At 72.0% G+C, this 13,523-nt stretch carries 14 protein-coding genes; 7 read left to right on the top strand and 7 right to left on the bottom strand.

What is annotated here, in order from left to right:
- The first annotated feature begins 132 nt into the window (after nt 1-132).
- Both ACFY1U_RS22775 and ACFY1U_RS22770 read left to right on the top strand, forming a co-directional pair.
- Complete coding sequence (locus ACFY1U_RS22775; RefSeq protein ID WP_390695950.1) at nt 133-516, top strand: BlaI/MecI/CopY family transcriptional regulator; 384 nt, start codon at nt 133-135, stop codon at nt 514-516.
- 100 nt (nt 517-616) lie between these two features.
- A complete protein-coding gene (locus tag ACFY1U_RS22770) occupies nt 617-1,504 on the top strand; it encodes a M48 family metalloprotease (RefSeq protein WP_390695949.1) in 888 nt (295 codons plus the stop codon).
- 145 nt (nt 1,505-1,649) lie between these two features.
- Here ACFY1U_RS22770 and ACFY1U_RS22765 read toward each other — a convergent pair whose 3' ends face one another.
- Complete coding sequence (locus ACFY1U_RS22765) at nt 1,650-2,819, bottom strand: MFS transporter (protein ID WP_390696408.1); 1,170 nt, start codon at nt 2,817-2,819, stop codon at nt 1,650-1,652.
- Between the two features lie 159 nt (nt 2,820-2,978).
- Between ACFY1U_RS22765 and ACFY1U_RS22760 the strand changes: the two genes are divergently transcribed.
- From ACFY1U_RS22760 to ACFY1U_RS22750, 3 genes are all read left to right on the top strand, one after another.
- Entirely contained in the window at nt 2,979-4,448 is a 1,470-nt protein-coding gene (locus ACFY1U_RS22760; RefSeq protein ID WP_390696407.1) for an AlkA N-terminal domain-containing protein, read from the top strand.
- A 20-nt stretch (nt 4,449-4,468) separates the two neighbouring features.
- Complete coding sequence (locus ACFY1U_RS22755) at nt 4,469-5,005, top strand: methylated-DNA--[protein]-cysteine S-methyltransferase (protein ID WP_390696406.1); 537 nt, start codon at nt 4,469-4,471, stop codon at nt 5,003-5,005.
- 141 nt (nt 5,006-5,146) lie between these two features.
- Entirely contained in the window at nt 5,147-6,400 is a 1,254-nt protein-coding gene (locus tag ACFY1U_RS22750) for a serine hydrolase domain-containing protein (RefSeq protein ID WP_390695948.1), read from the top strand.
- A gap of 38 nt (nt 6,401-6,438) precedes the next feature.
- Here ACFY1U_RS22750 and ACFY1U_RS22745 read toward each other — a convergent pair whose 3' ends face one another.
- Nucleotides 6,439-7,176, bottom strand: coding sequence for an NAD-dependent deacetylase (locus tag ACFY1U_RS22745; RefSeq protein ID WP_390695947.1), 738 nt, complete (start codon nt 7,174-7,176; stop codon nt 6,439-6,441).
- A gap of 76 nt (nt 7,177-7,252) precedes the next feature.
- Here ACFY1U_RS22745 and ACFY1U_RS22740 point away from each other — a divergent pair, with 76 nt between their 5' ends.
- Nucleotides 7,253-7,453 (top strand): type II toxin-antitoxin system VapB family antitoxin, encoded by a 201-nt coding sequence (locus tag ACFY1U_RS22740; protein WP_390695946.1) that lies wholly within the window; start codon nt 7,253-7,255, stop codon nt 7,451-7,453.
- 12 nt (nt 7,454-7,465) lie between these two features.
- On the opposite strand, the gene ACFY1U_RS22735 is transcribed toward ACFY1U_RS22740, so the two are convergent.
- Nucleotides 7,466-7,960: an NUDIX domain-containing protein gene (locus ACFY1U_RS22735; protein WP_390695945.1), complete on the bottom strand. Its 495-nt coding sequence runs from the start codon at nt 7,958-7,960 to the stop codon at nt 7,466-7,468.
- A gap of 80 nt (nt 7,961-8,040) precedes the next feature.
- A complete protein-coding gene (locus ACFY1U_RS22730) occupies nt 8,041-9,114 on the bottom strand; it encodes an ADP-ribosylglycohydrolase family protein (RefSeq protein ID WP_390695944.1) in 1,074 nt (357 codons plus the stop codon).
- A gap of 313 nt (nt 9,115-9,427) precedes the next feature.
- On the opposite strand from ACFY1U_RS22730, the gene ACFY1U_RS22725 reads away from it, so the two are divergent.
- Complete coding sequence (locus ACFY1U_RS22725) at nt 9,428-10,546, top strand: glycerate kinase (protein ID WP_390696405.1); 1,119 nt, start codon at nt 9,428-9,430, stop codon at nt 10,544-10,546.
- A 102-nt stretch (nt 10,547-10,648) separates the two neighbouring features.
- On the opposite strand, the gene pssA is transcribed toward ACFY1U_RS22725, so the two are convergent.
- The 3 genes from pssA to ACFY1U_RS22710 form a co-directional block, all read right to left on the bottom strand.
- On the bottom strand, nt 10,649-11,467 hold the full coding sequence (pssA, locus tag ACFY1U_RS22720; protein WP_115910140.1) for a CDP-diacylglycerol--serine O-phosphatidyltransferase: 819 nt from the start codon (nt 11,465-11,467) through the stop codon (nt 10,649-10,651).
- A 22-nt stretch (nt 11,468-11,489) separates the two neighbouring features.
- Complete coding sequence (locus ACFY1U_RS22715) at nt 11,490-12,146, bottom strand: phosphatidylserine decarboxylase (RefSeq protein WP_365840083.1); 657 nt, start codon at nt 12,144-12,146, stop codon at nt 11,490-11,492.
- Between the two features lie 170 nt (nt 12,147-12,316).
- Complete coding sequence (locus ACFY1U_RS22710; RefSeq protein WP_390695943.1) at nt 12,317-13,522, bottom strand: acyl-CoA dehydrogenase family protein; 1,206 nt, start codon at nt 13,520-13,522, stop codon at nt 12,317-12,319.
- Nucleotide 13,523: the final 1 nt, after the last annotated feature.

Genomic DNA, 13,523 nt, shown 5'->3' with positions numbered 1-13,523 from the left:
CACCCATCCGGCCCTACAGGTTGTAGGGTCGATCTCACCCTACAGGTTGTAGGTCGGGAGCAGGCCGGAGCCGGGTAAGGGGCGGGTGCGACTTGGTGACCGCCGGACCCTACGCGCCGTAAGGTGGTGGCCATGGCAGGTACGACGTCTCGCGGCAGGGGCGAGCGACGCAGCCCCGGCGAGCTGGAGAGCGAGGTCCTCGCCACCCTGTGGGCGACGGACCGGGCCCTCACCCCGGCCGAGATCCAGACCGACCTCGGCGGCGACCTCGCCTACAACACCGTGCACACGATCCTTCGGCGGCTGCACGACAAGAGCCTCGTCCTGCGGGACGCCGACGGCCGGCGCGGCGCCTACCGGCCGGCGAAGAACGCGGCACAGATGACCGCCGAGGCCATGCACCAGGCCCTGGACCGCGGCCCCGACCCGATAGCGGCCCTCCAGCAGTTCGTCACGGGCCTGAGCCCGGCGGAGGAGGCCGCGCTGCGCGCACTCCTCGGCGAGAGCGGTACGTGAGGCGGCGGCCGCAGCACGGCCAGGGAGTTCATGAGGCGCGCCTGTTGCGACCATTCGGCAGGAGGCGCAGGGGCGGCGGGCGAAGGAGGCGGCACGGGCCATGAGGATCGACGTCTACACCCCGCTGCTGCTGTCCCTGCTGCTCGCTTTCGTCAGCCCCCAGGTCGGCCTGCGCCTCGCGCCCGCTCCGGCGGCCCGGGCCCTGACCGTCGCCGCCGTCCTCGCCGCGGGTGCCACCACCTGGGCGCTGGTCCTGCTGACCGTCACGCTCGTCGACGAGGCACCGCCGGTCGTCGCCGACGCCCGTGAGGACGGGCGGGTACTGCCCGATCCCGTCCCGGAGATCGTCGCCCTCGCCGCGCTCGCGGTTCTCGCGGTGGCCGCCTGCCGGGTCCTGCGGGCGATCCGCGCCGAACGCGCCACCCGCCGCACCCTGCGCCGCCTGTGCGAGGGCCACCCGGACGGCACCGAACTCGTCGTCGCGGCCTCACCGACCGCACAGGCGTTCGCGGTGCCCGGAACCCCGGGCCGGATCCTGGTCACCTCCGCGATGCTCGCCGCACTGCGACCCGCCGAACGCCGCGTCCTGTTCGCCCACGAGCGCGCCCACCTCGCGCACCGCCACTCCCTGCTCGTCCACGCGGTCACCCTCGCCGCAGCGGCCAACCCCCTGCTCGCGCCGGTGCGTACGACGGTCGCCTACCTGGTGGAGCGCTGGGCCGACGAACACGCCGCCGAGGCAGTGGGCGACCGCAGGACCACCGCCCAGGCCCTGGCCCGAGCCGCCCTGGTCGCCCACCGCCCCGGCTGCGCACTGCACTTCTCCGACCGGGCCGTCACCCGCCGGGTCGCCGCCCTGCAGACGGCCCCGCCACCTCACCTGCGCCCCATCGCCGCGGCAGTACTGGCCCTCGGGATCCTGCCCGCCCTGGGCGCGGCGGACGCGACGGGGGATCTGCTGCACCTTCTGGGCAGCGTGCTGACCTAAGCCGGGCGCCGGCTCTGGAGCGGCCAGGGGGCGCGGGCGCTCGCCTGGGCCGGGCGGGAGTCCGGTGCTTGCCCCGGGTGGACGTGGGCGGGCGCCGGCCCTGGTCCGACGGTGGCGCGGGGGCTTGCTGTGTGTGCCGGCCTCGTCATCCGGTCCGCCCCGCCCCCGCCTCAGTCCCCCCGGCCGTCCCCCTCCGTACCCCCGCCGCAACCCCCACCGCCACGCACCCCAACACCAGCGCCAACGCCCCGAACCCATATGTCAGGGTCGCCGCGGTCGCCACCCCCGCCACCAGCAACGGGCCGCCCGCATCGCCCAGTTCGCGTCCGAGTTCCGCCGCGCCCATCGTCTGCCCGAGTCGTTCCTGCGGGGTCTTTGAGGCCAGGGTCGCGAAGCCGAGCGGGGTGATCAGGCCCGTGCCGGTGCCGATGAGGGCGGCGGCGAGCAGGACGCCGGTCAGGCCGGACAGCATCGCGCAGGCCAGGCCGGTTGCCGCGAGCAGGAGACCGGAGGTGAGCCCGGCGCCCGCGGTGAGCCGCCCCGCGTCCAAGGCCCGTCCGGCACGCGGCTGCACCACCGCCGCGCACCCCGCGAGCACCGACACCGCGGCCCCCGTCGCCACCGTCCCGAGCCCCGCCACCGCACCGGACACCGGCAGAAAGCCCACCCCGGCCGAGAGCGCGGCCGTGGCCCCCGCGAGCGCGGCCGTCGGCACGAGAAACACCGGGTCCGCAAGCCGCCGCGCCAGATCCAGCAGCGTCTGCCGGGCGCGGGGGAGCGGCGCCACGACGGGTACGGCAACCAGGGCCCACCCCGCGACGGCAACACCGAGCACCGCCAGGACGGCGAACAGCAGCCGCAGCCCGCCCGCCCACACCAGCAGGCCTCCGAGCAGCGGCCCGAGCGTGTAGCCGATGGACTTGTAGAAGCCGTAACTCCCGAAGACCCGCCCGTGCTTGGCCGCCGGATTGAGCCGCGCCACCAGCGCGGACGCGGCCGGCGAGAACGCGGAGGCCGCCGCCCCCTGCCCGAGCCGCGCGACCCACAGCCACCCCGGGCTGTCCGCGAGGACGTACACCGCGGACGAGGCGGCGAACGCCACCAGCCCGCCGAGCAGCACCGGCCGCGCCCCGACCCAGTCGGCCACCGTGCCGAACACCGGCTTCAGGACGACCTCCGCACCGTCGTAGAGCGCGAGCAGGCCGCCCAGGACGAGCAGCGAGCTGACCGCGCCCTTCCCCGCGCCCCCGAGGTTCGCGGCGATACCGTGCGCTCCGAAGGCGGTGGTGAACCCCGCCGCGTACAGCGGCCACATCGGTCGCTGCCGTCCACGGTCCATCAGGGCAGCGTACCCATCACGACACCGTGCGGAGGAGAGGGCGATCCGGACCGCTCCAGCCCACACCACCTTGATGTCGGATTCTCGCCAGCCCCGCTCCCGCCCATCGCCGATGCTGGACGCATGCAGAACGGGATGCACACCGACCGAGAGCGCTGCGTACGCGCGGTCCAGTCCAAGGACGCCCGCTTCGACGGATGGTTCTTCACGGCGGTCCTGACCACCCGCATCTACTGCCGGCCCAGCTGCCCGGTCGTACCGCCCAAGCCCGAGAACATGACCTTCTACCCGAGCGCGGCCGCCTGCCAGCAGGCCGGATTCCGGGCCTGCAAGCGCTGCCGCCCCGACACCAGCCCGGGCTCCCCGGAGTGGAACCAGCGTGCCGACCTGGTGGCCCGCGCGATGCGCCTGATCGCCGACGGCGTCGTGGACCGCGACGGCGTCCCCGGCCTCGCCGCCCGCCTCGGCTACAGCACCCGCCAGATCGAACGCCAGCTGCTCGCCGAACTCGGCGCCGGCCCCCTGGCCCTGGCCCGCGCCCAACGCGCCCAGACGGCCCGCCTGTTGATCGAGACGACCGTCCTCCCCATGGCGGAGATCGCCTTCGCCGCCGGCTTCTCCTCGATCCGCACCTTCAACGACACCGTGCGCGAGGTCTTCGCGCTCTCCCCGAGCGACCTGCGGGCGCGGCTGCCGAAGAGGAACGCCCCCGCGGCCCCCGGCGCCCTCACCCTCCGCCTCCCCTTCCGTGCCCCCCTCAACCCCGACAACCTCTTCGGCCATCTCGCGGCGACCGCCGTACCCGGCGTGGAGGAGTGGCGGGACGGCGCCTACCGCCGCACCCTCCGCCTCCCGTACGGCCACGGCATCGTGACCCTGGCCCCCGAACCCGACCACATCGCCTGCCGTCTCACCCTCAGCGACGTGCGCGACCTGCCCGTCGCCATCAGCCGCTGCCGCCGGATGCTCGACCTGGACGCCGACCCGGTCGCGATCGACGACCAGCTCCGCACGGACCCGCTGCTCGCGCCGCTGGTGGACAAGGCCCCCGGCCGACGCGTCCCGCGCACGGTCGACGAGGCGGAGTTCGCCGTACGAGCGGTCCTCGGCCAGCAGGTCTCCACGGCCGCCGCCCGCACCCACGCCTCCCGCCTGGTCACGGCACACGGCGACCCGATCGACGACACCGAAGGCGGCCTCACCCATCTCTTCCCGACCCCCGAGGCGCTCGCCGCCCTTGACCCGGACTCCCTGGCCATGCCCCGCACCCGGCGCACCACCTTCACCACCCTGGTACGCCAACTCGCCGACGGAACGGTCCACTTGGGCCCCGAGAGCGACTGGCCCGAAGTCCGCGCCCAGCTCCTCGCCCTCCCCGGTTTCGGCCCCTGGACCGTCGACGTCATCGCCATGCGTGCCCTCGGCGACCCCGACGCCTTCCTCCCCACCGACCTCGGCATCCGCCGCGCCGCCCGGGAACTGGGCCTCCCGTTCACCCCGGCGGCCCTCACCGCCCGCGCCGCGGCCTGGCGCCCCTGGCGGGCGTACGCCGTCCAGTACCTGTGGGCGACCGACAGCCACCCGATCAACTTCCTGCCCGTGTAAGGACGTCCGCGATGAGCCCCGTGAAGCACCACACCGTGATCGACAGCCCGTACGGCCCCCTCACCCTCGTAGCCGACGACGGCATCCTGTGCGGCCTCTACATGACCGAGCAGCGCCACCGCCCACCGGAGGAGTCCTTCGGCGCGCGGGACGACACGCTCTTCGACGAGACCGAGGAACAACTGAAGGCCTTTTTCGCAGGCGAGTTGAAGGAGTTCGCCCTTGAACTCAGCCTGAGCGGGACGCCGTTCCAGCGCGCGGTCTGGCAGCAACTCCAGCAGATCCCCTACGGCGAGACCCGCTCCTACGGCGAACTCGCCCAGGCCCTCGGCAACCCGTCCGCCTCCCGCGCGGTCGGCCTCGCCAACGGCAGGAACCCGATCGGCATCATCGTCCCCTGCCATCGAGTCGTCGGCGCGAACGGAAGCCTGACCGGCTACGGCGGCGGCCTCGACCGAAAGCGACGACTGCTCGATTTCGAGCGGGGAGCCGCCCTGTTCCAGCGGCCGGGCCTTGAAATCGGGCTGTTGAGGCAAGGTCACCCTGATCAGGTATGAGCCTGACCCCCAATCAGTTCTCAGGGTGTGGTGGGGGGTTACTCGGGGACGCTCCTGATGAACGGGGCTGCCGGGGTGCATGAGACTCGTGGTCGGGCCGGGCGTTCGCCGGTCCGACCGTCACCTTGGGAGAGTCCTCACGTGAACTGTTCCGTACGTCGTACGCGTTGGTCCACCGTGGCAGCCGCCGGCGCCGTGCTGGCCGCCCTGGCCGTGAGCGTGGCCGCCCCCGCCTCCGCCGCGATCCCGGCCACGGCGCCTGCGGCCACGGCGGCCGACGCGCCGCTGCCCGCGCTCGATCCGGGCCGGCTCAGGGCGGCCATCGGCGGCCTGCCCAGTGCGGACGTCACCGGCGCGCTGCTGCGGATCACCGGCAGAGCCGGCCACTGGTCGGGCACCTCGGGAGTGGGCGACCTGGAGACCGGCCAGGGCGTCCCGCGCAACGGGCACTTCCGGATCGGCAGCATCTCCAAGGTCTTCACCGCGACCGTCGTGCTCCAACTCGCCGCCGAGCACCGGATCGACCTGGACACACCCGTGCAGCACTACCTGCCGGGCGTTCTGCCCGCGGAGCTGCCGCCGGTCACGGTGGGCCAGCTGCTCAACCACACCAGCGGCCTGCCGCGAGGGGCCGACAGCCCGGACTTCGGCGACGGCAGCCCCGAATGGTTCGCGGCCAACCGTCTGAAGACCTTCACCCCGCAGCAGGTGATCGACCTGATGGCCGGTCAGCCGATGCAGTTCGCGCCGGGCACCGCGCAGCAGTACAACGGCATGAACTACTACGTCGCCGGCGTGCTGATCGAGAAAATCACCGGGCACACGTTCGCCCACGAGGTGCGGTCCCGGATCACCCGTCCCCTCGGCCTGCACGACACCTACGTCCCGGACGCGGACGACCCGTCCCTGCCCGGGCCGCACTCGCACGGCTATCTGATGGTCAAGTCCGCGGACGGTACCAAGCACCCGGTGGACGTCACCGAACAGAGCCCCTGGCCCTGGGCCGAGGGCGGCATGATCTCCACCCCCGCCGACCTCGACCGCTTCATCACCGAGCTGTTCCGCGGCCGGCTCCTTCCGTCGGCCGAGCAGGCCGAGCTCTTCGCGGTTCCCGACGTCCCCAGCCGGCACAGCAGCCAGTGCCGCACCCAGGCGGACGCCGGCCGGGCCTGCATGACCATGGGCCTGATGCGGGTCAAGGCCTCCAACGGCGTCGTGGTCTGGGGCAAGACCGGCTCCCGCCCCGGGTACACCAGCGGCGTCTTCGCCACCAGCGACCTCTCCCGCAAGATCGTCTACTCCCTCAACCCCAACAACCTCGACGGCACCGAGATGCGCCGCATACAGCAGATCGCCGCAGCCTCCTTCGGCACCATCGTCCCGGCCGGGAGCTGACACACCGTCATAAACGCCGGACGACGGCGATCCGGGCTCTAGCTGCGGCTCTCCGCGCTCAGCCGGCCCAGGAGTTCGGGCAGTGCGGAGCCAATGGGTTCCCGTACGACTTCGTCGGCCCGGTCGTCGTACGGCGTCGGCTCGGCGTTGACGATGACGAGCCGTGCGCCCTGGTCGGCGGCGACGCCGGCGAGTCCGGCGGCGGGCTGCACCTGCAGGCTGGTGCCGACGGCGATGAACACGGAGCAGGCCTTGGTGATCGCGAGAGCCTCACCGAGGACCACCGGGTCGAGGCGCTCGCCGAACATCACCGTCGCCGACTTGAGAATGCCCCCGCACTCCAGGCACGCCGGGTCGTCCTCCCCGGCCTCGACCCGGGCGAGCGCGTCCTCCATCGGCCCGCGCGCATGACATCCGGTGCACACGAAACTCCGCGCGGAACCGTGCAGTTCGAGCACCTTGCGGGCGGACAGCCCGGCGAGCTGGTGCAGTCCGTCGACGTTCTGCGTGATCACCCGCACGGGCACCCCGGACCGCTCCAGCTCCGCCACCGCCCGGTGCGCGGCGTTGGGCTCGGCCTTGAGCGTGCGGTTCTCGCGCCGCATCTGCCAGGACCGCCTCCGGATCTCCGGATCGCCCATGTAGTACTCGTACGTCACGAGCTTCTCGGCCTCGGGATCCTTCCGCCACAGCCCGTTCGGGCCGCGGTAGTCGGGGATCCCGGAGTCCGTCGAGATACCGGCACCGCTGAGGATCGCGACCAGGGGCTTGCTCATGGCACCGAGGGTAGGACGCGGGACCGGGTGGGGCGAACGGATATTCGTGCGCGCCGTCCGGTGCTAGGTTCCGGCCATGGCCAAGGTCACCGTCTCGCTCGACGCCGAACTCGTCGTGGAAGTCATGGTCCTCGCGGGCGTCGGCAGCCCGCAGGACGCCGTCGAACTCGTGGTCCGCGACTACATCGAGCGCGGCCACCGGACCGAAGCCCGGGTTGCCGCCCGGGACGAGGGGCTGCGTGACGTGGACGTCAAGCCACGTGACCCGGAGGGGTGAGGCCACGTTCGGTTACGCCACCCGCCGCCCGTTCTCCAGCTCCGCCGTGCCCGAGCCCTCCGCCAGGACGTCCAGGGCGACCCGGACGCGGTGGCCGAGGGTGCCCAGCAGGTAGTCGTCGAGTTCCTCGCGGGGGACGAGGCGCCAGGAGAGCAGTTCCTCCTCCTGCAGGCGGATCGCCTTGAGGTCGTCCTCGTCGAGGACACCGCCGTCGTACAGATAGGCCACGAGCGGCGGCCAGCTCGGCTTGTACACCCAGTCGACCGCGAGCAGCCGGCCCAGTTCGCGGTCGAGGCCGATCTCCTCCAGCGTCTCGCGGCGCGCGCCCTGGCGCGGGGTCTCGCCGTCGTCGGACTCGATCGTGCCGCCCGGCAGCGCCCAGCCCTCACGGTAGTTGGGCTCGACGAGCAGCACCCTGCCCTCGGTGTCGCGGAAGAGGGCGGCGGCCCCGGCGAGAATGCGGGGCAGGCCGGCGAGATACGTGGCGAAGTCTGGCGTGGAGGTCATCCAGGAAGGGTAACCAGCTCGCGCAGTCACCTCTCGCCCTCACCGCCCGGCCGAGGCGACGGACCAGGCCCGCCCCCCGGCTAGGTCTCCGCCTCCGCCAGCCGCACCGTCCTTGCCGCCAGCTCGCTGATCCGCACCCCGTCGAAGCCGAACACCGCGCTGCGGACCGTGTCCTCCAGCGGCTCCTTCCACTGCGCCGGAATCGCGTCCGCCCCGGTCAGCACGCCCGCCACCGAGCCGGCCGTCGCCCCGTTGGAGTCGGTGTCCAGGCCGCCGCGGACGGTCAGCGTGATGGTGCGGGTGAAGTCGCCGTCGCCGTACAGAAGCCCCGCGGTCAGGACGGCGGCGTTCGGGATGGTGTGGATCCAGCCGAGCCCGGCGGTCTCCTCGGCCACTGTCGTGAGCGTGTCCTCCCAGGTCATCCGCGTGTCGTGGAGGGAGACGACCCGCCGCACGGTACGGGCGAGCCTGCTGCTCGCCGGGATGACCGCCAGGGCCTGGTCGACCGCGTGCCGCACGGTGGGCGCGGTGAACGCCGCCGCGATCAGAGCCGCCGCCCACATCGCGCCGTACACGCCGTTGCCGGTGTGCGACAGCACCGCGTCCCGGCGGGCGAGGGAGGCGGCGCGCCGCGGTGCGCCCGGACAGGTCCAGCCGTAGATGTCGGCGCGGATCAGGGCGCCGATCCACTCCTGGTACGGGTTCTCGTACGTGGCCGTCAGCGGCGGCTTCAGCCCGTTGGCGAGATTGCGGTACGTGGCCCGCTCCGCCGTGAAGGTCTGCAGATACGGCAGTCGCAGCAGCCACAGCTCGCCGACCTGCTCCGTGCTGAAGTCGAAGCCGTGCGTCTCCAGGAGGTCCAGGCCGAGGATCGCGTAGTCGACGTCGTCGTCGCGGCAGCTGCCGTGGATACGGCCGCGCACACACTGGCGCCACTCGGGGCGCAGCTCGAAGCCGTCGCTCTCGTCGGCGGGCTCGGGGAGATAGTCGGTGAGGGGCAGGGCGGCGGCCTGCCGCAGATAGCGGTCGATCCGGTCCCGCGTCCACAGGTCGCCCTGCTCGACCGGCTTGCCGAGCATGTTGCCCGAGATCCGGCCCAGCCAGCCCCCGAGGATGCGGTCCGCGAGCTCTGGCTCAGTGCCCACAGGGGTCATAGCAGAAGGTTTACCCAATTTGGGCGCAGGCTGCGCGGGGTTCGGCAAGGGCGCACAGTGGCCGCGCCCCAGGGGCGCGGGGCTGTGTCGATGTGCGGCTCCGCCGCGTGGGCGCGGCCAGCCACGACGGGCGTGTAGACGATCGACGGCCAGTCGCTGCCCCGCGCCGGATCTGCGCGTCGCGGAGCGCCATGCGTCCAGGCTCCGGTCACGGAATGACGCCGGCGGCATCCGCCGGTTAAGGTCGCAGCGGCGCGACTGGCCTTGACGTGCGCGAGGCCCGGAGAGCAAGGGGAAACAGGTGACACAGCGCGTGCTCATCGCCGCGGACAAGTTCAAGGGGTCGCTGACGGCCGTGCAGGTCGCCGAGCGGGTGACGGCCGGGCTGCGCCGGGTCGTGCCGGAGCTCCAGGTGGAGTCGCTGCCCGTGGCCGACGGCGGTGACGGGACCGTGGACGCGGCGGTCGCGGCCGGTTTCGAGCGGCGCGAGGTGCGCGTCGCGGGTCCGCTGGGCGACGAGGTGACGGCGGCATTCGCACTGCGCGCGGGCACGGCGGTCGTGGAGATGGCCGAGGCCAGCGGGCTGCAGCGACTGCCGGCCGGCGTCTTCGCACCGCTCACGGCATCGACGTACGGCTCCGGCGAGCTGCTGCGGGCCGCGCTGGACGCGGGCGCGCGCACGATCGTCTTCGGCGTCGGCGGCAGTGCGACCACCGACGGCGGGGCCGGCATGCTGTCCGCGCTGGGGGCGCGGTTCCTGGACGCGGAGGGTGAGCCGGTTCCCCCGGGCGGCGGCGGTCTGAGCGAGCTCGCCTCAGCCGACCTGTCCGGCCTCGACCCGCGCCTCGCCACCGTCGAACTGGTCCTGGCGAGCGACGTCGACAACCCGCTGACCGGCCCGAAGGGCGCACCCGCCGTCTACGGCCCGCAGAAGGGCGCCTCCCCGGACGATGTGGAGGCTCTGGACACGGCCCTCGCGCACTACGCGAAGGTGCTGGAGGAAGCGGTCGGCGCCAAGGCGGCGGAGTTCGCCGCGGCCCCGGGTGCGGGTGCGGCGGGGGGCATCGGGTACGGCGCCCTGCTCCTGGGCGCCGCCTTCCGCCCCGGCATCGAGGTGATGCTCGACGTGCTCGGCTTCGCGCCGGCGCTGGAACGGGCGGACCTGGTGATCACCGGGGAGGGCTCCCTGGACGAGCAGACCCTGCACGGCAAGGCCCCGGCCGGTGTCGCCGCCGCCGCGCGCGCCGCGGACAAGGAGGTCGTCGCGGTGTGCGGCCGCCTGGCGCTGCCGCCGGACGCGCTGGGGCGGGCGGGGATCCGGCGGGCGTACCCGCTGACCTCCGTGGAGGCGGACGTCGCCACGTGCATTGCGGACGCGGGGCCGATCCTGGAGCGGGTGGCGGAGCAGATCGGGCGGGACTTCCTGACCTGAGACCAGGCTTTTTCGCCCCCGCCGCGTTCGGCTGAGGCCACCGGCAGCCGAAGGGCCCCGAACCCAATGGGTTCGGGGCCCTTCGCCGTCGTACAAGCGCCGCTACGGCAACTGCGCCGCGCGCGCCTCGCGCCGGTTGTCGCGGAAGTTGTTCACCCGGCGAGCCGTGGCGAACAGTGGGATCACCGCACCGGTGACCAGCTGGAGCGCGCACCCCGTCTGGAGGAGCAGCTGGCCGCTCGGGGCGTCGAACGCCCAGGCCGCCAGCAGGCCCATCGACACGACGATCCAGGACAGCATCGCCACCGCGAGCCGGCCCCGCGGCTTCGGGTACTCGACCCGGCTCACCATCAGCCAGGCCGTGCCCAGGATCGCCAGGAGGGTCGCCACGAAGGGCAGCTCCAGCAGGACGATCGAGACGACCGTCAGTGCGCCGAACGGCGAGGGCATGCCCTGGAACATGCCGTTCGGGACGGTCACGCACGAGAATCTCGCCAGACGCAGCACCACGGCCAGGAGCACCACGATTGCCCCGACCGCGGCCACCCGCTGATGTGCGTCGTCCGCGACCATGCCGTAGACGAGGACGAAGTACGCCGGCGCCAGACCGAAGCTGATCAGGTCCGACAGGTTGTCCAGCTCCGCGCCCATGGGGGAGGAGCGCAGCTTGCGTGCCACCAGGCCGTCGAACAGGTCGAAGACCGCCGCGCACAGCATCAGGATGACCGCGGTGGCCGCGCTGTGGCGGGCCATGCCGGTCTCCTGGTCGCCGGTGAGGTGCGGGATCAGGATGCCGGTGGTGGTGAAGTACACGGCCATGAAGCCGCACGTGGCGTTGCCGAGGGTGAGGGTGTCCGCTATTGAGAGGCGGAGAGAGAGGGGCATCTCCTCCTCTTCGTCCACCCCGTCGGCCTCGGGCACCCAGCCCGCCTGGGTATCAGGATCAATCACGGTCAATGCGAGTCACCCCAGCCACGGTCTTCTGGCCGACCTCGACCGCGACCTCCACGCCCTCGGGCAGGTAGATGTCGACGCGCGAGCCGAAGCGGATCAGACCGATGCGGTCACCCTGCTCGACCTTCGTCCCCTGCGGGATGTACGGCACGATGCGGCGGGCCACCGCGCCGGCGATCTGGATCATCTCGATGTCGCCGAGTTCGGTGTCGAAATGCCAGACTACGCGCTCGTTGTTCTCGCTCTCCTTGTTGAACGCCGGAACGAACCCGCCGGGGATGTGCTCGACCGACGTCACCTCGCCGGAGAGCGGCGCGCGGTTGACGTGGACGTTGAGCGGGCTCATGAAGATCGCGACGCGGGTACGGCCGTCCTTCCACGGCATGATGCTCTGCACCACACCGTCGGCGGGCGAGATGACCCGGCCCGGGGCGATCTCGCGCTCGGGGTCGCGGAAGAACCACAGCATGCCCGCCGCGAGCGCGGTGGCGGGCACGGCCACGGCCTTGGCGACGCCGGAGCGGCGCGCCCGGGCCAGGCTGAGGGCTGCGGTGGCGACGGTCGGCAGAAGCCACGGCGATGCTCCGCGCGCGAGGCGTACGCCGGCCCGGCTGTCGCGTGGTGCAGAGGTTTGGCTGTGGGGCATGGATGACCTTCGTAGCGGATGATGCCGCGCTGTAACGGGGGACGGCGGCTTTCCCGGGATGGTACCGGTCGCGGGCCGCAACTGGGCAAGCCAGGAAGCCGAGTCGGCGGCCGAAGAGTGCTGACGGGGTGTGATCTTCTTCTCCAAGAAAACACCCCGTATCCGGACATCTAGCCCTGGAACCGATACTCTTCGAGCAGCCTGCGACCAATGATCATTTTTTGGATCTCGGCCGTACCTTCACCGATCAGCAACATCGGGGCCTCACGGTAGAGGCGCTCGATCTCGTACTCCTTGGAGAAGCCGTAGCCGCCGTGGATCCGGAAGGCGTCCTCCACGACCTCCTTGCAGTACTCGGAGGCGAGGTACTTCGCCATGCCGGCCTCAAGGTCGTTTCGTTCCCCTGAGTCCTTTTTGCGTGCCGCGTTGACCATCATGGCATGCGCGGCCTCGACCTTGGTAGCCATCTCGGCCAGCTTGAACTGGATGGCCTGGTGCTGGGCGATCGCCTTGCCGAAAGTGTGACGCTGCTGGGCGTACTGGACGCCGAGCTCGAACGCACGCTGAGCGACGCCGCAGCCACGCGCCGCCACGTTCACCCGGCCGACCTCCACGCCGTCCATCATTTGGTAAAAACCCCGGCCGGTCTGGCCGCCGAGCACACGGTTGGCCGGAATCCGCAGGCCGTCCATGATGAGTTCGGTGGTGTCGACGCCCTTGTAGCCCATCTTGTCGATCTTCCCGGGGATGGTGAGGCCGGGGCGGACCTCTCCGAAGCCGGGCTCCTTCTCGACCAGGAAGGTCGTCATCGACTTGTGGGGCGCGGTGCCCTCGGGGTGTCCTTCATCACTTCGGACCAGTACGGCGACCAGAGACGACGTTCCACCGTTGGTCAGCCACATCTTCTGGCCGTTGAGGACGTACTCGTCACCGTCCCTGACCGCCTTGGAGGTGATGGCGGACACGTCCGAGCCGAGGCCCGGCTCCGACATGGAGAAGGCGCCGCGGATGTCGCCGGCCGCCATGCGCGGCAGGAAGTGGTCCTTCTGCTCCTGCGTGCCGTGCTGCTTGAGCATGTACGCCACGATGAAGTGCGTGTTGATGATGCCGGACACCGACATCCAGCCACGGGCGATCTCCTCGACGCACAGGGCGTAGGTGAGGAGCGACTCGCCCAGGCCCCCGTACTCCTCGGGGATCATCAGGCCGAACAGGCCGAGTTCCTTGAGGCCGTCGACGATCTGCTGCGGGTACTCGTCGCGGTGCTCCAGCTCGGTGGCGACCGGGATGATCTCCTTGTCCACGAAGTCGCGGACGGTGGAGAGGATCTCCTGCTGGATGTCGGTCAGACCGGCGGTCTGGGCGAGACGGGCCATG

This window comes from Streptomyces sp. NPDC001351, assembly GCF_042896045.1.
Classification (GTDB): domain Bacteria; phylum Actinomycetota; class Actinomycetes; order Streptomycetales; family Streptomycetaceae; genus Streptomyces.
Note: the sequence above shows the minus strand (reverse complement) of the source record. Positions and strands in the feature narration are given on the sequence as shown.